This is a genomic window from Sulfuricurvum sp. (assembly GCF_023229695.1).
Classification (GTDB): Bacteria; Campylobacterota; Campylobacteria; order Campylobacterales; family Sulfurimonadaceae; genus Sulfuricurvum.
In genome coordinates this window covers 1-19175 of sequence record NZ_JALNYS010000008.1, presented here as the reverse complement: position 1 = coordinate 19175, position 19175 = coordinate 1, and the positions used below count along the sequence as shown (strand labels likewise).

Here is a 19175-nt window from a genome sequence, read left to right as displayed (position 1 = left end):
CTTATCTACTCAAAATTTTTCGTATCCGCAGCACAGGCATCTTTGAGGGCGGATGCTTTTTGGGCATAGTAATCCGACAAATTTTCATCTCCCATCGCTTCGTGAAGTTTGGATAAGCTTTCCAATGTCGTTATCTCGCCGGAAACATGCCCTATGCGCTCAAAAATTTCTAAAGCTTCGGTGTGTCTCATTAATGCATCATCGTATTTATTGAGATATTGATAAATATTTCCTATATTTCCCAAAGAGACTGCGACTCCATCCATATATCCTATAGATTTGTTAATATCCAAGGCTTCAGTATATTTCTCTAACGCCACATCATATTTTCCATAAAGTTGATAAATTACACCAATATCGTTAAGTGTATTTGATATTCCTACTTTATGTCCTATTTCATGATATATACGTAACGCATCGTTATATTTCAACAATGCATCTTCATATTTACTTATAAATTGATAAAGATTTCCTATATTTCTAAATGAATTTGCCATCCCCTTTTTTTGGTTAATTTTAAAATATATTGCCAATGCATCTGAATATGTTTTCAAAGATTCTTCATATTTACCCATGAATTGATAAATATTACCTCTACCATTGAACGTATTTGCTTTACCTAATTCATCTCCAATGTTTTCATATATTTTCCACGCTTCATTGTATTTATTTAGTGCTTCATTATATTTACCAAAATTTTGATAAATTTCCCCAAGGCTTAAAAGACGATTTGCTATCCCTTGTTGATATCCAATTTTTATAGCTATATTTAACGCTTCATTGTACTTAATCAAAGCTTCATCATACTTTCCAAGTCGTACATAAATCAATCCAATATTTTCAAGTATGTCGGATAAAGTATGCTCATTTCCTATCCTACTATTGATTTTTAATGCTTCATCAAATTTTAGTAATGCATCTTGGTATTTACCGAGTTCAGCATAAATATGCCCAATCTCGCTAAATAAAATACCTATCCCTATCTCATTATTTATCGTACGATTAACTTCTAATGCTTCAGTATAATGCTTTAGTGCATCGTCATATTTTCCAATATGTTGATAAATGTTTCCTATATTTCCAAGAGCATTTGCTATTCCTTCGTCATAACCTATTCGACGATTTAATTCTAATGCTTCCTTCTGTTTGATCAAAGCCTTATCGTATTTATCAGTATACAGATAGATTAATCCAATATTTCCTAAAAACATACCTTTTGTAAAAAGGTCATTTTGTTCTTCCGAAATTGAAAGCCCCATTTCCCAATACTCTTTGGCAATATCTATTGCGGAAGTACTATAAGCAAGTACACCAATTTCATTAAGTCGCTGCATTTTTGCTTTTGGACTCAATTTCGCTTCATCGTGCTTATATTGTTTGATAAGCTGTTGCAGTTCATCATGTTTAGTAGATAACGAACTAACAGCCATATGTTTATCCATATCACTTAACGCAATACTAAAAAGCGAAAACGACATCAAATCGGGGGCGTTTTGGGAAAATTCCAAAAATAGTGGGTGATTGACGATTACGAACAGCTTAATCTTATTTCGCGAAATATAGTCACGGTTAAACTGTAATGAGCGAACGGCATCCTCTGCACCATCTCCATTGAAAAGATTGAGAATGAGATATTTGGACTGGTCTGTCGGGTTTTCGATATTGGCATAAAAAAAATCGTAGGTAAACGCATCGAATCGGAGCGTTTTAGCCTCAGTAATCGCGTTCAAATACTCGATCAAATCTTCGCAAAGTTCATTCGTATCTACCGCAATAAATGAGAGGAATGAACGCTCTTTTCGGATACGGACAGAAACTTTAAGTTCGGAAAATTCCGCCCACTGCTTCGGCAGAATACGCGATTTTAGAGCGTTTTTAGCCATCGCTGTTTTTGCTGTAGACTTCGATCGTTTTTTGGATCAGAGGATTGACCTCGTACCACGGTTCACCGTTGTGATAGCTGAACACCAATGTCTCTTTGATGCAGTTGTTGAGTGATGTCTGATCCTCATCGGTCGGTTTGCTGAATTGTTTATGAGTTCTATGGATTTGAGACAAAATATAGATTCGGTTTGCGGCGGACATCGCAAGATTGTTTTTTAAATTTTGAACGGCTTTCTCTATGTGTTGCAAAATAATTTTTTCTCCACCGGAGACGATAGCACTGATTGCCGCTTGATAAATAAGATTGATAAGCTGCCGGATATTCCCGCCGCTCATTTTAACCGCTTTGCTAATCGCATCCTCTGTAATGAGTCCAGCATTAACACGATGTAAAATAATATTTTTCAGTGCTTCTATATTTTGTTCGACTTCTCCGTCTTCATGCTCATTTCCCAATGGATTGGTTGTGACTCTCGTCGTCAGATTAAAAAGATTCGGCTTGGAACTGGTCGAGTAATCTCGTATCGCGAAAAGGGGAATAGTGATGATCTTCGGACATTCTAAAGACTCTAAAAGGGCGACATTACTGAAAAAAATACTCTCAATGTCTTCGGCTTTTTTGATCTTCTCTAAATCATCCAATATCAGAAAAAGAGATTTTTCGCTTTGAAACGTACTCTCTTCATATCGATGGATAATGGTATTGATCAACTCTTTGAGTTTTGTTTTATCTACATACAGTATTCGGCGAACTTTTTCTCTATCATTTTTATTGATTTTGTATCCAGCAAAAAGTGACGCACCGAAAGAGAGACCGAAAAATGACGGTTTAGCACCGACTTCGACTTTACCACCACGATTAAAATCTATGTCACTCGTTGATTCACTACTTTGTTCTAATTTTCCTAAATTTAGCTCTTTTAGGTCATTTAGCTGAGTGAAATATTCTTCAACAAATCCCCCTTTTTCCGCTACTTTTAGACCGACGAACAGCAATAAATCAACAATATCGGTATCTTCTTCTTGAATCAAATCCATACATCCGATATTTAAAAAGCTATTTTTTTCTTCAAGTTTTTCGTTAGGGACGAATGCAAGGGCGGTACTTTTACCATTCCCTAGTTGTCCGCATACATAAAATGTTTTGGTTGGGATTCGATTAATTAAGATTTCGGTTCGAAGACGTTCAATTTTATCATCATAAATGGAGACATAAAAATCACGCTCGGCAACGCTTAACGGCTTTTGTCCGTCAAACGCTCGGGCAATTTCTTCAATATTTGTACATTTTTGCATTATTACCGCCTCTAAAAATCATTGTTGAAGATTCTATTTTTAACCTCATAATTAAGTTTTCGATTATATCTCTATCTTTGTAGAATAATCATTAAAATGCCACTTCATTAGCTGAAAACGGTATAATGCCGTTATGATAGAACTTGACAACCGAACCGAAAAAAATTACAATTTTGCCCTTTTAGAACAAATTGCCGATGCGTTGAGTGAGGGTGAAATCGAGTTGATCGTGACCGATAACGACGAAATCGCCCAGATAAACCGGGAATTTCGCGGTATCGACAAAGCGACCGATGTATTAAGCTTTCCCAGCGATCCGTTCCCCGGTGCCCCGCTTGGGAGCATCGTCATCAGCATCGACAAAGTTGAAAGTGTGGCAAATGAACTCGGTCATACCCCGGATGAGGAGCTGGCCCTCCTCTTTATCCACGGGATGCTGCACCTGATGGGGATGGATCACGAGGTGGACAGCGGAGAGATGCGTGAGCGTGAATCGGAGCTGATCGGCACGTTCAATCTCCCCAAAAGCCTCATCGTCCGTACCCTCGAAGAGTAGAATTAACGCTTGATGTATCCTAAATCATCGAGTTTATTGTAAATACTCGAAACGATCCCCCCCGCTTCTTCCCCGCCGTGCCCTCCGTGCTCGATCATGACCGTTACGATAAATTGAGGATTGTCGGCAGGGCCGTAGGTGGTAAACCACGCATGGGAACGTTTTAAATACTCCATATCGTGTTCGCTTTGGCGCTCTTTGGCCCCTTGGGCGATACCGCTCGTTTGTGCCGTCCCGGTTTTTCCGGCGATCGGAAAACGGGTCGAAATATGTCCTTTTGCCGTCCCTCCGGGATCATTGCACACCCCGCGCATCGCACGCTGGATAATCGGAAGTTTCTCTTTTTCAAGGGGGCTCAGCACATCCAGCGGCAACGGGGTATAAGGGTCAGATCCTATCAATTTTGCCACATGGGGGGTCGGGAGCTTTCCGGTGGCCATCAAACCGGTATACTGTGCAATTTGCATCGGAGTAACCAGAAAATCCCCCTGCCCGATCGAGGTGTTGAGCGTCTCCCCCTGATACCACGGTTTTTTAAATTTCTCCCGTTTCCACTCACGGTTGGGGACGGTACCGATAAATTCATTCGGCAGATCGATCCCGCTCTTTTTCCCCAGTCCCATCCGCATAAGCCCTTTGCTCATACGCTCGATGCCAAGCTGAATGCTCCCCTTATAAAAATAATCGTCACAACTTTGCGCTACTGCCTTGGAGATATCTACCTTCCCGTGCCCAGTATGTTTCCAACAGCGAAACGATCGGTTCCCCAGTTTCATCGATCCGGTACAATCGACAGAGGTGTGTTCATCCATGACACCGGAAGTGACATAAATCAGTCCCATACCCGTTTTGACGGTGGAGCCGGGAGGATAGAGCCCGTTAATCAGTTTGTTGGTAAAAGGGGCATCCATACTGGTCATCAGCGCATTCCACTCTTTGGAACTGATCCCCGAGACAAAAGAGTTCAAATCGTATTCCGGATAGCTCCCCGCAGCATAAATTGCTCCGTACATATCCATCACAATGATGGAACCGACCCTCTTTTCAAAAAGCTCGCTGATATAACTTTGAAGCCGCATATCGATATTTAAAACCAAGTTATGGTTTTCCTGCGTCTCCGTACGTCCGATCTCCTCAATCTCGACATTGCGGGCATTGACTTTGATTCGCCGTTCTCCGGCCACCCCTTGCAAAAAGCGGTTGTAATATTTCTCGATACCGTTTTTCCCGACATGCCCCAACAGTTGGAGCGACGCATCGGCACCCACCTCTTTTTGATTGGCTTTTGCGACATATCCGATCAGATGCGATGCAATCATTCCATGAGGATAAAGGCGTTTCGGAGAGGGGGAAATCGCTATGGTTTCACGCAAACTCATTAAGGCGTACAAAGGGATAACGGTTTCATGGGGGATATAATCGACCACATCGATAAAATTATGGTTGTAGTACGAATCAGCCTGTTTATACGTTTTTGCTATTTTTTTCGCGTCCAATCCGGGAATCATCGAAAGAAGATAGGCAATTTCACGATCCAGCAAACGGGTATCGTCCCCTTTGGTCAAATGGGGAGCCAGAGCGATTTTAAACCCGAGTTCATTGATGGCGATGGGTTCGAGATTGCGGTCCAGAATCTCACCCCGTACCGGTGCGGAGAATTCGGTTTTAATGCTGTTGTTTTCCGAAAGATTTTCGTAATATTCATTCGATTGAATCGCAAGATGGAATACCCGAACGATCAAACTGATCCAGACAATGACAAAAAGGGTAAGTAAAATTCTAATTCTCATATAAATGCGACAACCATTAAAAATTCAATTGCAATATACAATCCGATGTGCCAATCCATTGCCGGTAGCTCCAGCAAAAACATCTGATTGGCCATCCAGATAAAAAGCCAGTAGCCCGGATAGGAAAACAGAACAAATATCCCCCCCATACAAGGACGGCACTGTACCACCTGCTCGATTTTAGGGATAACCATCCGTGAAACCAACGTAAAATAGAGTACCGTGCTCCCGAACCAGAACCCTTTTTCCGCTTCAAAAATAAGCATCATCATGACGACAATCAAAACTCCGAAGAGATCATGCCGACTCAAAGCTTTGTAAAATGCAAGAAACAAAACCGCCAATAACGGAGGCAAAAAAAGGTACAGTGTACTCAAGCCGGTATAGACTAAAAATGCACCGACCAGCAAAAGCTGACTTAAAGCGTTTTGATAAGGGATACTTCGTTGCATACCGGAAAATGTTTGCATTTAATGCAATCAGCCCATATTTTGTGTTCGGGAATTGACTCTTTCGGGATTTCGACAAATCCGAGTCGTTCAAAGAAACGTTGTTGATAGGTTAGGGCCAATACCTCTTTTAGCCCCAGGGCGCTCCCCTCTTCGCACGCTTTTGCCACCAGCATGCTGCCGATATTCTTTCCTCGATAGTTCTGATCAATAATCATCGATCTCAATTCCGCCAATTGGGGAGAGTGGATATGAAGCGCGACAAATCCGACCAGTTTTTCCCCCTCCATGGCTAAAAAATACGAACGGATATTGGTCGCAATCTCATCGTTGCTTCGAGGGAGAATCACCCCCGATTCAATTTCCGGAGCGACCAGGGTCTGCATTGCCGGGATATCCAGAAGGGTCGGCTTTTTATAGAGGATTTCAGGCATCATGATCGCTTTTCAGAACTCCGTAAATCGTCTTGACAATCGCATCGACCCCGCGCCGTTTGCTGTTCGAGATCATCAGCGAATCGGGAAACCGCTTTCGCAGTTCGGAGAGCTCTTTTTGGTTGAGTTTATCGATTTTCGTAAATACGGTCACAATGGATTGATCGGGAGTACATATCTCTTGCAGATATTCGGCTACCGAACGGTCGATTTCCAAATCGGGATGGCGGCAATCGATCAAATGGACAAATACGGCGATTTGGCGACGATCGGTGATAAACGAGGTCAGGTTGCTTTCCCAGTCGCTTTTCAGCGATTTAGCCACTTTGGCGTATCCGAATCCGGGCAAATCGACAAATTTAGCATGCAGCCGCTCTTCCGTCTCCCGATCGATGAACGTTACGTCAAAATAGTTAATGAGACGTGTTTTACCCGGAGTTGCCGACACCTTTGCGAGCGATTTTCGGTTGGTCAGGGTATTGAGCAAAGAGCTTTTACCGGTATTGGAACGGGCCATAAATGCCACTTCGTTCCTAAACTCGTTTTCAGGGGCAAGTTTGATATTCGGTGCGGATGTCATAAACGACGAATCAATAATTTCAATCATTTTAACCCGCTTTTGTGTGTCGAATTTTTATCCTGTAACGTAAAAACCATAATGACCGGTTCGTGATCCGCACTCTCGGCAGCTGCATGTCCGGCTACGGTATTGACAATGATTTTATCCCCTTTTATGCGGCGGAAATCATCCAAACGGAACAGATCGACTTTTTTATTAAATTGGTATTCACTCTCATTGGGGAGGTAGAGGGCGCTTTGCGCTTTCCCTTTGTAAATCTCTTTCATCTCGGTCACGATATAAAACGACACATCCCCTTCGGCAAGGTATTTAACCGGTTTATGCTCTTTATCGGTATAAATCGTCAGCTTGGAGGCATTAAGTTCGTCACGCCCTTTGGATATTTTCACATTCCCGGTAAAAACGGAGATCCCTTTTTGTTGATCCCCTTTAAAGCTATCCGAAATAACTTTAAGCTCTTCACCCGAGAGCAATATCCCCAAAAGGGGGAGTAGGGATAGAATTTTTTTTATCATCATTATTTTCCTAAATCTAAGTGGTAGCTTCCGCGAATGGCGTCGGCCGAAACGGTATCGTCGTCAATGTTGTAATAGAGTTTTGTCCCCTCGATCCGATTACGGTTCCGGGTAATCACAAAATCCCCCTCTGTCCGGATAATGGAACGGTTTTGGTCATACGTCCCCTCCTCTGAGCGAAATTGCAATCCGTCCTCTCTCTGATAACGGACATTTCCGTTCAGCGTGATAAAATCGGCTTGATAGAGGGCATGATCGGATTGAATCGATTCGAGTAAATGTTTTGTATTATTGCTGAATTTGGCTGATGTTATCTCATAACGCTCATCGAACAGCTTCCCCTCTTTCCCCTCAAAAAAACGTTTGACCCCTTGCGGTTCCACCTCATAAATGACAAATGATTCCAGCTCAATCTTAGGAATCTCCCCGCTCATTGTATTGTGTGCGGATGAGGGTTTAAAATAGGCAAACATACTCAACATCGCACCCAACAAAAAAACAAAAAAAAAGTTAATCGACATTTATACCCAAAAACTTAAAAATTTCTCTTCTTCACCGTTCTTGCGAATCACTTTTTCAATCATTTCACGTACGCAGGCATCACCGCCGCAACGTTCCAGCACGTGGGAAATCGGCTTGAGATACTCCGAGCCGTCTGCCGGGGTATACGCGGAACCGACCCATTGCAAAAGACGATAATCGTTGAGATCATCTCCGATCGCGGCCACTTCCGAGGGATCGAACCCCAGTTCGGCGCACAATTGCTGTGCAACGGCCCGTTTATCCTTGACCCCCTGATGGAAATGGTGGATATCCAACTCTTTTGCACGGTATTCCACAATCTCCGAACGGCGCCCCGTAATAATCGCGACATGATGCCCCATTTTGATCCATGCTTTGATTGCAAAACCGTCTTTGACGTTAAAATTTTTCAGTTCGTCGCCGCTATTGGTGTAGATTATTTTCCCCTCCGTCATACAGCCGTCAACATCCAGAATAAGGAGCCGAATCACAGTACCCCTTTGGTACTCGGAACACCGGCACGTTCATTCCGGGTTAAAGCACGTCGCAGAGCTACGGCAAGCGATTTAAATGCCGCTTCGATAATATGGTGCTTGTTTTTTCCCCGAACCATTACGATATGGGCGGTAATGCCGGCATTAAAAACGAGGGCACGGAAAAACTCTTCGGCCAATTCGGTATCAAAGGTACCGATTTTTCCGTTCACCTCCACCTCATACACCAAAAACGGCCGGTTACTGAGATCCAGATCGCAGCTCACGGCCGCTTCATCCATGACTATCACGGCATTTCCGAACCGTTCCACTTTCTCGATCGGATAAATCGCTTCGCGCAGGGCCTGTCCCACTACGATTCCGACATCTTCGACACTGTGATGGTCGTCAATGTGGATATCCCCCACGCACTCAATCTCCAAATCGATCAAGGCATGCTTTGCAAAACTCTCAAGCATATGATCTAAAAACCCAACTTTGGTAGAGACGGAACTCTTCCCCTCTCCCCGAAGATTCAAAGACAGCGTAATATCGGTCTCTTTTGTTTTTCGGTTTTTTTGAATCATTTTATTCCCTTATGATAAACGAGCCTCTGAAATAGCCCTTAGAAATGAAATCGCGCGCTTCCTCTTCGCTTCGGAATCCTCCGAGCCACACGCGGAATAATCGTTTGTTATTATACTCTGTATCTTTGATAATTGCGCTGTAGCCTTGAAAATCGGCATACTTTTTCTTTGTATGCGAAGCCCCTTCAAAACGCTCAAACGAACCGATTTGGACAAAAAAGGAATTCAGCAGACTCTCTTTGGGCCCTCTGGCAAGAGCACCCATATCGATGGTACGCATCTCATCCGGTTCGAATCCCAAAACCTCCAAAGTGACCGGGGCACTCCCTTTGCGAAGCATCCCCAGCTCATTGGCCGCCGAATAGGACAAATCGATAATCCGGCTTTCGACAAACGGCCCCCGGTCATTAATCCGGACAATCGTCTGCAAACCGTTCTCTTCGTTGGTCACCCGAACGACCGTATTCATCGGTAACGTCTTATGGGCAGCGCTCATTGCGTGCATATCGTATGCTTCACCGCTGGAGGTCTGCTTTCCGTGGAAATCATTTCCGTACCAGCTCGCTCTGCCGCTTAAGGTATCTCCTACCCGCACTACCGTCGGACAATACTCTTTTCCCAGCACGGTATAAGGACGCATCGTTGCTTGCAATTCACCGTTTTTTTTATAAACGGTCGATGAGCTCAAGGCAAGCTGTTCGGAGGGGCGTTTTTTGGACGGTTTGTACCCTTTATACGAATACGAACCGGTTTTCGTCGTGCACCCTCCGATCAGAAGGGCTAGGCCAAGCAACAGGGTTTTAATCGCCAACTTTTAACTCCTCCCCCTCTTTCAACGAACCTGACAGACGCGGATTTTTCGCTTTGATCTGTTCTAGTGCCAAATTATACAATGAGGCGACTGAAGCTAGGGTTTCCCCCGACTTGACCGTATGGAGCCGCGTACTTTTCAAAAACGGTTTGTTGATCGGTATTTTCAGGCTTCGGTTGGAAAGGGGTTGTCCATCGGATTCTATTTTATTCTCTTGGATAATAGAACTTTGAGGAACATTGTAACGCTTGGAAAGGTGACTTAACGTTTCGCCCGACTTGACACGGTGGAGGAGAAAATACCCTTTCAACTCATGCGTATGGTATTTTAGACGAAAATCCTCCAATTTTTCTTTCGGGATATAGATCGGATAGGAGTCCTGATTGGGCGGGGTTACCCCTTTTTTTAGATGGGTATTGAGCTTCACCAGCGATGTTTTCGGCATCTCCAAAACCGCGGCGATTCGGTCGATCTCCTCCCCTTCGGGCAGATAGACCGTAGCAATCGGATTTTCGTGTTCTTTGTCAAGCAGCGTATCGTATTGGATATCCGATAAAAATACTTCATCGCTCGCCAATAGTGCCAGAGCGACTACCTTTCGGATGTAGTTTTTGCTTTGCAAAGGGAGATAGGAGCGTTTGGGATCGACCAATACGGCCAAATCGGTTGTCCCCGCTTTTCGGATCGCTTTTTTGAGTCTGCCGTCGCCGCAGTTGTAAGCGATCAGCGCTAAATACCATTTTCCGAACTCCTTTTTCAAACTGCTCAGATAGGTGATGGCGGCACGGGTCGATTTGATATGGTCACGCCGTTCGTCTACAAACTGATCGATCTCCAATCCCTGCAATTTTCCGGTTTTTGCCATAAATTGCCACAATCCCGCCGCGCCGTGCGAAGAGGTGCTGCAAACCCGCAATCGTGATTCCGTCAGGGCAATAAATAAAAATTCGCTCGGCAAATCGGATTGGGCAATAAGAGAGGAGAGCATGGGGATGAACATATCGGCATTCTCTTCCGAATCGGCAAAACCGTTCAAAAGACATTCCCGTTTTTTTTGAGTGTAGAGATCATGGAGAGACGGGTCCCTTAAAAAGGAAGGGGGGATGTCAAAATGGCGCAGTACTTCGATCTTTTGGCGATCATTCGGATCAAATCCTATGGCGCAAAGCATTAAAGGGATAAAGAGGAAGAGCAATGTTTTTGTCACCTTTATCCCCCCCCTTGACTATCCGAAATCGAATAGTTTTTTCGCATTGGATGTCGTTATAGATTCTACCTCATGAACAGAAATATTCAGTAAATCGGCTACTTTATCCACAATATAGCGGGTATAGGAGGGCTCATTTCGACCTCCGCGATGGGGATGGGGTGTCAGATAGGGGGCATCGGTTTCGATAAGAAGTTTATCGCGGGGAATTTTAGGGAGGATATTGACAAGTTTTTTCGCGTTTTGAAACGTAATCACCCCTCCGATTCCGAAATAAAACCCCTGTTTTGCCAAAGAAAGGAGTTCATCATCGGCATTATAGCAATGGAGCACCCCCCCTACTTCAGAGGCTTCCTCTTCCAGTAACACCGTTTTCGCATCGTGGCTGGCATCTCGGATATGGACGATCAGCGGTTTTTTAAACCGTTTGCCCAGCCGTATCTGATGGCGAAACACCTCTTTCTGACGCCTCTTTTCAGCCTCCTTCTCTTCGTCGCTCCCCTCTAAACGAAAATAGTCCAATCCGCATTCGCCGATTGCCACACATTTGGGATGCCCTGCAAAACTCTCAAAATCGACCGAATCGATTGTCTCCATGTCGTAGGGGTGGACTCCTACGGCAAAATAGACATGATCGTATTTCTCGCAAATTTCGACGGCTCGGGGTAACGTACCCGGATGGGCACCGGGGATAAGATGCGCAAGCACCCCCGCTTCCTCCGCGCGGGCCATCATTTCGTCAAAATCGTCGCGGTAGCGTTCATCGTCCAGATGGACGTGGGTATCTATAATCATTTTCTCATCCTTTGGAACGCTCAAATAAATCTCGGGCAAATCCTATCGCCTCGTCGCTGATCCCCTCGCCGCTGATGATACGGGCAATCTCCTCGATCCGCTCATCCTCATTCAGCGGACGGACGCGGCTCTCCCCCTCTTTGTAGACCAAAAAGTGCTGATCCCCCATCGACGTGAGCTGAGGCTGATGGGAGATGACGAAAATCTGATAGCGGCTTGAGAGGTGACGCAGCACTTTTGCGACGCTCATCGACTCTTCACCGCTTAGATTGGCATCGATCTCATCGAGCATCAATACTCCGCCGCTGCTTTCCATGCTCTCTACCCGCAATGCAAGCAGTGCCAGACGGAGACGATTAAACTCTCCCGAACTGAGTTTGTCGAGCTTTGTCCCCGAAAGTCCCAAGATCACTTTATCCTGCCCCGTGGCATTGCGTTCGCACGGTTGGAGTTCGAGCGTCGCTTCACGCAGATAGAGCATCAGCAGATATCCGTTCAAGCCCGAGAGTGCCGTAGGCAACTCGGCTTGACGCTGAAGGGACAACTCGTTGCCAAGGGTACTCAGCTCTTCGTTTAAAGCAAAGATCCGTTTTATCAGATCCGATTTTGAGTGTTCTATCGTCTCGTAAGAAGCCAACTCCTTCACTTTTTGGTCACGGTAGAGCAATGCCTCTTCAATGCCGCCGTATCGCCGTTTCAGTTCCGAGATCTGTTCGATACGGTCCAGAATCTCCTCGATTGAAACCTCTTCGAGTTCCCCGAGACGTTCCCATGATCCTTCGAAAATCCCCCGTAGTTCATTCATCGCATCATCAAAAAATGAGCTCTCGATTTCTAAAAGGTTCAGGGCATGAATCACCTGCGATTCGTATCCGAAAATCGCTTCGCCATTCTGGATCGCTTTCTCGATCTTCTCTTTTTTCGAAAGCTCTTTCTTGATCCGGCCAAGCTCTTCATCTTCCCCTATGCGCGGTTTGACGGCATCAATTTTACCAATTTCATAGGCAGCAAACTCTTTAAGCTCGGCCAGATGCCTCTCTTGCTCTTCAATCGCATGCAGCTGATCGCTTAACATTTTAAACTCCCCGAAGAGCTCTTTATGACGTGCCAAAAGGTGATAATGATACGGATTTTGAAGGGAGATCCTCTCGTCGATTAAGGAGATAAGGGCCGAGGGGTCAAAATCACTGTACTCTTTTAGACTCAAATGACGCATGTAGCCTGAACTGATCGACTCCATAGAGGATTTTGAGGTGCTTTGATTATTGATAAAATAGCGGGTTTTCTCTTTTTTAACCTGACGAAAAATATTAACCGCTTCGTTTTGTATCCCGTAGAGCTCTTCATCGATACTCCATAAAACGCTCGATTCGCACACCTTTGCATCCACATTGTCCAATCCGACCGATGCCAGAATGGAACGCATCAAAATTGACTTGCCGCTTCCGCTGGGGCCGGTAAATACGATCAACCCCGGATGAAATTCCAATTCCGCCTCTTTAAAGGTTAAAAACTCTTTGAGGTAAAATCTCTCAATCATAATTTATTCCCCCCACCCCAGTTTTTCTTTGAGGACTTCAAAATAATTAAACTCTTTTCGATGGATAAGACGGGCGGCACCGCTGGCCAGCCGGATGTGAACCGTATCGCTGTCACTGATTTCAACCAGATCTTGACCGTCGATAATCACCAGAGCACTCGCATCGGGGGTTTTAATCTCGATTTCAAAATGTCCGGGCAACACAACGGGGCGCTGTGTCAGCGAATGGGGACAAATCGGGGTCAGGGCAAAGACCTTGGTCATCGGAAAAAGGACCGGCCCCCCTGCCGACAGATTGTAGGCAGTTGATCCGGTAGGAGTGGAGATCACGACACCGTCACCGTAATAGGTGTTGAAGCTTCTCCCGTCTACGTAGGTTTCCAAACGGATCATCTTTGAGATCGAAGGGCGGGTCAGGACAATATCATTAAAGGCAACGACCCTCTCCTCCCCCTCTTTGGTGATAATCGTCGCCTGGATCATTGCCCGTTCATCAATTCGGTACTCTCCCGCGATCAGTTTGTCAACAAAAGCTTCTAATTCGTTACAATCAAAATCGGCAAGAAACCCCAATTTTCCGGCATGGATCCCCATCACCGGAATCTGATAGTCGTAGGAACGGCGTACCGCCGAGATCAACGTCCCATCACCGCCGATCGTGACAAGGATATCGCTGTTTTTGCACAGCGATTCAAAAGGCTGCCCCATCACGTCAATCATCGCACCGCTGATATTATCAATGATCACTTCGATACCGCGTGATTCAAAAACCCGTTTGGTATCAAAAAACATCTCTTTTAACTCCGGGGTAGAGGGGCGGAGGATGATTCCGATACGTTTAATATTATCTAATTTCAATGAAAAGCACCATTTTTTTGCTCTATTATAACCAACTTCGCCGCTGCGTCAAAAAATATGACACGACTGCGCATAATAGTTCAAAGCAACCCCTTCGCGCAATCCGTCGTCCACGACAACGGCCTCCTGAATATTTAGGGCCGAATAGATCGCTATCACCATCAGAATTCCCGTAGCAATCAGCTGTTCTCTTCCGACTCCGACATAACGGATACGGGTAGCTTCATCCATATCCAGCAATTCTTGATAGACACGATGGCAATCTTTTAGTCTCAGTTTAAATCCATTGATCCGCTCCGGATCATAATGGTCGTAATCCATACCCGATAAATACGCCGCTATGGTGGTAGGGGTACCGGCGGTCAAAACCAGCAAATCCCCTCCGTGCGGGTCTGCGAAAGAGCGAATGTCCGATACAAACGACGCCAGCTTTTTATTCCGTTCGCTCTCCTGCGTTGCACTTTCGCTGAGGGTCACGATTCCGATATTAAAACTGACGGATCGGCATGACCCCTCCTTGGATTCGACAAACTCCGTCGAACCGCCGCCGATATCGGACAAAAGAAAGCGGGAGGGGAGCCTCCCCATTTGCATCAACCGATACCGAACCGCCATCAGGGTCAACGCAGCCTCTTTCTCTCCGTCAATCAGGGTAAATACCACTCCGGTACGTCTAAAAATAATCTCCAGCACCTCGGTACGGTTTTGCGCCAAGCGCATTGCCGCCGTCGTGACACCGATCACGTCGTGCGCATGAAAATCAAGTTTTTGCTTCCCCTCTTCAATGGCACCGATAATCCGTTCGACCGCTGAATCGCCGATTCTTTGTGTCGTATGAAGCGATTCAGCGGTTCGAACCACTTTTTCAAAACTTTTTCCCCACGTTTCACCGTCAAAAGTGACCATTCGGATCGTGTTGGATCCCAAATCAATCGCAATCACACTGCACCCCTTTCTTCTCCGATCTCTTTCACGATCATCGACGGAGACCAGTTATTCAGGTCCCCCTCTTCCAACCCTTCCAATTCCAACTCCGATTCATATTTATTTTTGAAAAAATTAAATACTAGAGTAATCCCCTCATCGATCCCAAAAAAGCGGACGTACTGCCCGATTCCCCTCTCCAAAATCGATTGAGGCGAATCGGCACGCAGTTTGTTTTCCAGTTGGACTTGATAGCATTGGGCATAAACACTGGCCATTGCGGTAAATTTTGCCGAAATACTCTGGAATCCCTTAAAGGTTTTCCGGACATCCTCCACCATCCCCCTGGCGGCATATCGCTGCGCTTTATCCACCGTTTCGTTCCATTGGCGTTCCAATAACTGCGCTTCCGCCGTCTCGTATAATAAGGGATAGGTGTCGAGGTAGGCAAAGGCATTGACCATGTTTTTTGCCGTAATCGCATCGAAAAAGAGATGTTTAGCTTTGATCGTCTCCATCATTTCGTGCGCTTCATGATGATAATCGGGAAAGTGGATCAAAACTTCGCATCCCTTGAGGGCCACCGAAAATTCTCCGTTTTGATACGCTTTTTGGGCTTTGATATAGAGTTTGTCGGCATATTCAAGGACCGTCGTATATTCGGCAAACTCCTTCAAAAAAGGGTGGATACGGATCAAATCGAAAAATTTGACGAAATCGCGTGAAACGATTACCCTTTTAAAATATTCATAGATCCGTTTATCGGCAAAGAGTTGTTGAATCAGAACAGTTTTTTCAGATATCCCCCGATACGGTGACAACACTTTTCTGGCTTGCTCTTCGCCGTTCGATCCTAAAATCAGCTCTTGCGCTTTGGTAAAAAGCTTTTTCCAATGCATCTCCATTTTTCGGTACGGCTCTGTCTCCTGAAAAATGGGATACTGTTTCGCCATCGAATAGGCGAGGGCAAAACGCCCCTCTTGCGTATAGGCCTGAAACTGTGCATATTTTTCATATTCATGAAGAATATGTTTGATTAAACTTTTTTTCTTCGGAATCCCTTCGAACGGCAGAAATAAACTTTTCGCTTTCTCAGACTCCCCTTTTTCAAGATAGTGCTTTGCTTTGGCCAGCGTATCTTCCCAGATCAATTCGATAACGGCATAGGGCCGCGAATAGAGTAAAAAAGGGTTCTCTTCCAAAGCGGTATAAAACTCTCTATACCGTCGCTTATGTAGAAGCTCCATATATTTTTGCTCATCCCCGTAGAGCGAATAGAACCGGACATTTCCTTCGATCGTACCGACGGCAATACGATATCCGTTACCGATAAAAGCAAGGGAGCTAATCCCCTCCCCCTCTTTGAGATAATTGGCCCGGACCAGCTCCATCGTCTCCAGATTGTAAAGTCCGACGTACCCGAGTTGTGTCCCCACAAAAAGAAACCGCTTATCGTCGGTGGTACACATTGCCGTGATCTCGTCGTTCATTTTGGAGAGACGCTTGACAATATTTCCGCTTCGAATGTCCCAGAGGATCAGCCCCCCCTCTTTCTCGGCGGAGAGCAATCGCACATCCGGAAGAAAAACGATTTTGACCACGACACTATTATGTCCTCTGAGTTTCTTGGGGTTTTTCATCGTTGCGATATTAAGTAGATTAATGGTCCGATCAAAACTTCCCGTCGCAACCCAGTGTCCGCTGTCATTGAAGGCGACGGTGGTAACAAAATCGGCATGAGAAGGTAATGAAAATGCCAACCGGGCTGTTTTCAAAACCCAGGCAACCACTTTGCCATCTTGTCCGCACGTGATACCGTAGCGGCTGTTCGGATCGATCGCAACGCTCTCGATATCCCCCGAATGACGCCCCAGTTTGCAGATCAGCTCCCTTTTCGGGACACTGAAAAGAGCGGCTTTGTTTTTACCCGGTACAGTGGAGATGGAAAAATGGCCGCACAGGGAGATATCCACTTCGGATCCGGTATAGCGTTCATGATTGACATTGCTTTTAAAACCGTCAATCACCCGATAACTCTCCACCGAAACAATGCGCACCGATGTTTGTGCGTCAATAATTGCGAGATTCCCGTCCGATAGGGTTTTGAGCTGTAAAATGGGAATTTTAATATTCAATAAATGTAAAATTTCCATTTTTGAGCCCCTAATGTTCTTCGCTGCTTAAATACCGGTGTTCTTTCAAAAGGGCACGTATCTGTGCTTGATGTTCCTGTCCCTTGGTCTCCAAATGGATCATAACATTGGCATCTCCATAAGCGAGGGTCGTAGAGGTACGATCGTACGCGATATGGACGATATTGGCATTGAGTCCCTGAAGCATTTGGGTCAGCTGCATAAGGGCCCCCGGTTTATCGATCAATGTCACCGTGAGTTTCATTTTTCGTCCCGATTTGATCAACCCTTTTTCGATGATGATGGAGAGGAGCGTCACATCCATATTGCCTCCGCTGAGGACGACACCCACTTTTTTCCCTTTAAGATTATCAATCTTATCATGAAGCAACGCCGCGACGCCAACGGAACCGGCCCCTTCAACAACCAATTTTTGCCGTTCCAGCAAAAATAAAATGGCATTCGCAATCTCTTCATCATCGACACTCACCATTTGATCGACCGATTCAAGAATGTGTCCCAGAGTAATAGTAGAGGTGTCTCTCACCGCGATACCGTCGGCAATAGTCCGCACCGCAGTCGAATCGATGGCTCTCTTGGCTTCATACGACTCTTTCATCGCAGGTGCCCCCACCGCACTGACACCGATCACCTGAATAGTGGGGGCCAAGGCTTTAATCGCTCCGGCCATCCCGGATATCAATCCCCCTCCGCCGACGGGGATCACGATCGCATCGAGATCGGGATGGGTCTCGATCATCTCCAGACCAATCGTCCCCTGTCCCGCCATGACCGCTTCATCGGCAAAGGGATGGACGAAAACCATGCCGTGCTTCTCTCCGTATTCGGCGGCGTAAGCATACGCTTCATCATAATTGTTCCCCGCCAGAATCACCTCGGCACCGTAATAGCGCACTCCGTTGATTTTAGTCAGCGGCGTCGAATCGGGCATCACGATGAGGGCCTTGATACCGAACATCTGTGCCGCCATAGCGACCCCTTGGGCATGATTTCCCGCACTTGCGGCGATCACGCCGCACTGGCGCTCTTCCTCGCTGAGGGTTGCTATTTTGTTGTAAGCACCCCGAATTTTAAACGCTCCGGTCACCTGAAGATTCTCTTTTTTAAGATAAACTTCACATCCGCACTGTTCGCTCAACCTCGGTGCATACGCAAACGGCGTATGGACCACAACCCCTTTGATTCTATGATGCGCTTGATAAATGGTCTCTAAATGAATCAATCAAACCCTTTACGTGTTAATCATGCGGTGTTCTACCATTGAACAATGGTTTTGTACAACTCGCATTCCGGCTCTTTTTGCTTTTTCGGCCGCTTCGTTGTTAACGATCCCTTTTTGTGCCCAAAAAACTTTTACGTCTCCGCGCGTAATGCACGCATCGGCAATCGCATCCAGTGCATCGGGCTTACGAAAAATATTGACCATATCCACTTTTACAGGGATCTCTTCAAGAGAGCGGTAGACCTGTTCTCCTAAAATCGTATCCTCTTTCGGATAAACGGGGATAATCGTATAACCGACGTTCTGAAGGTACTGGGCAACACGGTAACTGTCTTTGGAAGAATCAGGAGATAGTCCCAAAACGGCAATCGTTTTAACATCCGCTAAAATTGATCGTATTTCATCATTTGTAGCATTGATAGTCGGGAATTCGCATTCCATAAAACCTCCTGTAATGGTATAAGTATTCTCATTATACCGAATTCAAAGAAAGTCTAAAATACAAATCCCCCTTCTTGACTATATTTTGCGACTTTTTTCCCCGGTATAGCGTTGTCTCGGACGCGCGATTTTCATTTC

Annotated in this window: 20 protein-coding genes; 1 reads left to right on the top strand and 19 read right to left on the bottom strand. The window is 45.5% G+C overall.

Going from position 1 to position 19175, the window contains the following annotated elements; translation table 11 throughout:
- Nucleotides 1-5: 5 nt before the first annotated feature.
- Both M0P91_RS06870 and M0P91_RS06865 read right to left on the bottom strand, forming a co-directional pair.
- Nucleotides 6-1883 (bottom strand): tetratricopeptide repeat protein, encoded by a 1878-nt coding sequence (locus M0P91_RS06870; RefSeq protein ID WP_295065999.1) that lies wholly within the window; start codon nucleotides 1881-1883, stop codon nucleotides 6-8.
- Entirely contained in the window at nucleotides 1876-3180 is a 1305-nt protein-coding gene (locus M0P91_RS06865; RefSeq protein WP_295065997.1) for a hypothetical protein, read from the bottom strand. The genes M0P91_RS06870 and M0P91_RS06865 overlap by 8 nt, the downstream gene beginning before the upstream one ends.
- Before the next feature lie 133 nt (nucleotides 3181-3313).
- On the opposite strand from M0P91_RS06865, the gene ybeY reads away from it, so the two are divergent.
- Nucleotides 3314-3736, top strand: a complete 423-nt coding sequence (gene ybeY, locus M0P91_RS06860) for an rRNA maturation RNase YbeY (protein ID WP_295065995.1) — start codon at nucleotides 3314-3316, stop codon at nucleotides 3734-3736.
- A 2-nt stretch (nucleotides 3737-3738) separates the two neighbouring features.
- Here ybeY and mrdA read toward each other — a convergent pair whose 3' ends face one another.
- The 17 genes from mrdA to M0P91_RS06775 are packed head-to-tail and all read right to left on the bottom strand — an operon-like array spanning nucleotide 3739 to nucleotide 19037.
- Complete coding sequence (mrdA, locus tag M0P91_RS06855) at nucleotides 3739-5526, bottom strand: penicillin-binding protein 2 (RefSeq protein ID WP_295065993.1); 1788 nt, start codon at nucleotides 5524-5526, stop codon at nucleotides 3739-3741.
- Nucleotides 5523-5978 carry a hypothetical protein gene (locus M0P91_RS06850; protein WP_295065991.1) on the bottom strand — a complete coding sequence of 152 codons (456 nt, stop codon included), beginning with the start codon at nucleotides 5976-5978 and terminating at the stop codon, nucleotides 5523-5525. Before M0P91_RS06850 ends, mrdA begins: the two co-directional genes overlap by 4 nt.
- Nucleotides 5945-6409 carry an N-acetyltransferase gene (locus tag M0P91_RS06845; protein WP_295066136.1) on the bottom strand — a complete coding sequence of 155 codons (465 nt, stop codon included), beginning with the start codon at nucleotides 6407-6409 and terminating at the stop codon, nucleotides 5945-5947. The genes M0P91_RS06850 and M0P91_RS06845 overlap by 34 nt, the downstream gene beginning before the upstream one ends.
- On the bottom strand, nucleotides 6402-7016 hold the full coding sequence (gene yihA, locus M0P91_RS06840; protein ID WP_295065989.1) for a ribosome biogenesis GTP-binding protein YihA/YsxC: 615 nt from the start codon (nucleotides 7014-7016) through the stop codon (nucleotides 6402-6404). Before yihA ends, M0P91_RS06845 begins: the two co-directional genes overlap by 8 nt.
- Nucleotides 7013-7504 (bottom strand): lipopolysaccharide transport periplasmic protein LptA, encoded by a 492-nt coding sequence (lptA, locus tag M0P91_RS06835; protein WP_295065986.1) that lies wholly within the window; start codon nucleotides 7502-7504, stop codon nucleotides 7013-7015. The genes yihA and lptA overlap by 4 nt, the downstream gene beginning before the upstream one ends.
- 2 nt (nucleotides 7505-7506) lie before the next feature.
- Nucleotides 7507-8025: an LPS export ABC transporter periplasmic protein LptC gene (gene lptC / locus M0P91_RS06830; protein ID WP_295065984.1), complete on the bottom strand. Its 519-nt coding sequence runs from the start codon at nucleotides 8023-8025 to the stop codon at nucleotides 7507-7509.
- Nucleotides 8026-8517, bottom strand: a complete 492-nt coding sequence (locus M0P91_RS06825; RefSeq protein ID WP_295065983.1) for an HAD family hydrolase — start codon at nucleotides 8515-8517, stop codon at nucleotides 8026-8028.
- Nucleotides 8514-9086 carry an imidazoleglycerol-phosphate dehydratase HisB gene (gene hisB, locus M0P91_RS06820; protein WP_295065981.1) on the bottom strand — a complete coding sequence of 191 codons (573 nt, stop codon included), beginning with the start codon at nucleotides 9084-9086 and terminating at the stop codon, nucleotides 8514-8516. The genes M0P91_RS06825 and hisB overlap by 4 nt, the downstream gene beginning before the upstream one ends.
- A gap of 1 nt (nucleotide 9087) precedes the next feature.
- On the bottom strand, nucleotides 9088-9897 hold the full coding sequence (locus tag M0P91_RS06815; protein WP_295065979.1) for a septal ring lytic transglycosylase RlpA family protein: 810 nt from the start codon (nucleotides 9895-9897) through the stop codon (nucleotides 9088-9090).
- Nucleotides 9887-11104, bottom strand: a complete 1218-nt coding sequence (locus M0P91_RS06810; protein ID WP_295065977.1) for a lytic transglycosylase domain-containing protein — start codon at nucleotides 11102-11104, stop codon at nucleotides 9887-9889. Before M0P91_RS06810 ends, M0P91_RS06815 begins: the two co-directional genes overlap by 11 nt.
- Nucleotides 11105-11122: 18 nt before the next feature.
- Nucleotides 11123-11899: a TatD family hydrolase gene (locus M0P91_RS06805; RefSeq protein WP_295065975.1), complete on the bottom strand. Its 777-nt coding sequence runs from the start codon at nucleotides 11897-11899 to the stop codon at nucleotides 11123-11125.
- 4 nt (nucleotides 11900-11903) lie between these two features.
- A complete protein-coding gene (locus M0P91_RS06800) occupies nucleotides 11904-13439 on the bottom strand; it encodes an AAA family ATPase (protein ID WP_295065973.1) in 1536 nt (511 codons plus the stop codon).
- 3 nt (nucleotides 13440-13442) lie between these two features.
- Complete coding sequence (locus M0P91_RS06795) at nucleotides 13443-14297, bottom strand: NAD(+)/NADH kinase (RefSeq protein WP_295065971.1); 855 nt, start codon at nucleotides 14295-14297, stop codon at nucleotides 13443-13445.
- Nucleotides 14298-14345: 48 nt separating this feature from the next.
- Nucleotides 14346-15239, bottom strand: a complete 894-nt coding sequence (locus M0P91_RS06790; RefSeq protein WP_295065969.1) for a phosphatase — start codon at nucleotides 15237-15239, stop codon at nucleotides 14346-14348.
- On the bottom strand, nucleotides 15236-17374 hold the full coding sequence (locus M0P91_RS06785; RefSeq protein ID WP_295065967.1) for a hypothetical protein: 2139 nt from the start codon (nucleotides 17372-17374) through the stop codon (nucleotides 15236-15238). The genes M0P91_RS06790 and M0P91_RS06785 overlap by 4 nt, the downstream gene beginning before the upstream one ends.
- A gap of 10 nt (nucleotides 17375-17384) precedes the next feature.
- Nucleotides 17385-18596, bottom strand: coding sequence for a threonine ammonia-lyase (ilvA, locus tag M0P91_RS06780; RefSeq protein ID WP_295065965.1), 1212 nt, complete (start codon nucleotides 18594-18596; stop codon nucleotides 17385-17387).
- 9 nt (nucleotides 18597-18605) lie between these two features.
- On the bottom strand, nucleotides 18606-19037 hold the full coding sequence (locus tag M0P91_RS06775; protein ID WP_295065963.1) for a CoA-binding protein: 432 nt from the start codon (nucleotides 19035-19037) through the stop codon (nucleotides 18606-18608).
- Nucleotides 19038-19175: the final 138 nt, after the last annotated feature.

Coding starts and splice junctions, on each gene's coding strand:
- M0P91_RS06870 (WP_295065999.1), bottom strand. CDS start 1,883: ATGGCTAAAAACGCTCTAAAATCGCGTATTCTGCCGAAGCAGTGGGCG.
- M0P91_RS06865 (WP_295065997.1), bottom strand. CDS start 3,180: ATGCAAAAATGTACAAATATTGAAGAAATTGCCCGAGCGTTTGACGGA.
- ybeY (WP_295065995.1), top strand. CDS start 3,314: ATGATAGAACTTGACAACCGAACCGAAAAAAATTACAATTTTGCCCTT.
- mrdA (WP_295065993.1), bottom strand. CDS start 5,526: ATGAGAATTAGAATTTTACTTACCCTTTTTGTCATTGTCTGGATCAGT.
- M0P91_RS06850 (WP_295065991.1), bottom strand. CDS start 5,978: ATGCAACGAAGTATCCCTTATCAAAACGCTTTAAGTCAGCTTTTGCTG.
- M0P91_RS06845 (WP_295066136.1), bottom strand. CDS start 6,409: ATGCCTGAAATCCTCTATAAAAAGCCGACCCTTCTGGATATCCCGGCA.
- yihA (WP_295065989.1), bottom strand. CDS start 7,016: ATGATTGAAATTATTGATTCGTCGTTTATGACATCCGCACCGAATATC.
- lptA (WP_295065986.1), bottom strand. CDS start 7,504: ATGATAAAAAAAATTCTATCCCTACTCCCCCTTTTGGGGATATTGCTC.
- lptC (WP_295065984.1), bottom strand. CDS start 8,025: ATGTCGATTAACTTTTTTTTTGTTTTTTTGTTGGGTGCGATGTTGAGT.
- hisB (WP_295065981.1), bottom strand. CDS start 9,086: ATGATTCAAAAAAACCGAAAAACAAAAGAGACCGATATTACGCTGTCT.
- M0P91_RS06805 (WP_295065975.1), bottom strand. CDS start 11,899: ATGATTATAGATACCCACGTCCATCTGGACGATGAACGCTACCGCGAC.
- M0P91_RS06800 (WP_295065973.1), bottom strand. CDS start 13,439: ATGATTGAGAGATTTTACCTCAAAGAGTTTTTAACCTTTAAAGAGGCG.
- M0P91_RS06785 (WP_295065967.1), bottom strand. CDS start 17,374: ATGGAAATTTTACATTTATTGAATATTAAAATTCCCATTTTACAGCTC.
- M0P91_RS06775 (WP_295065963.1), bottom strand. CDS start 19,037: ATGGAATGCGAATTCCCGACTATCAATGCTACAAATGATGAAATACGA.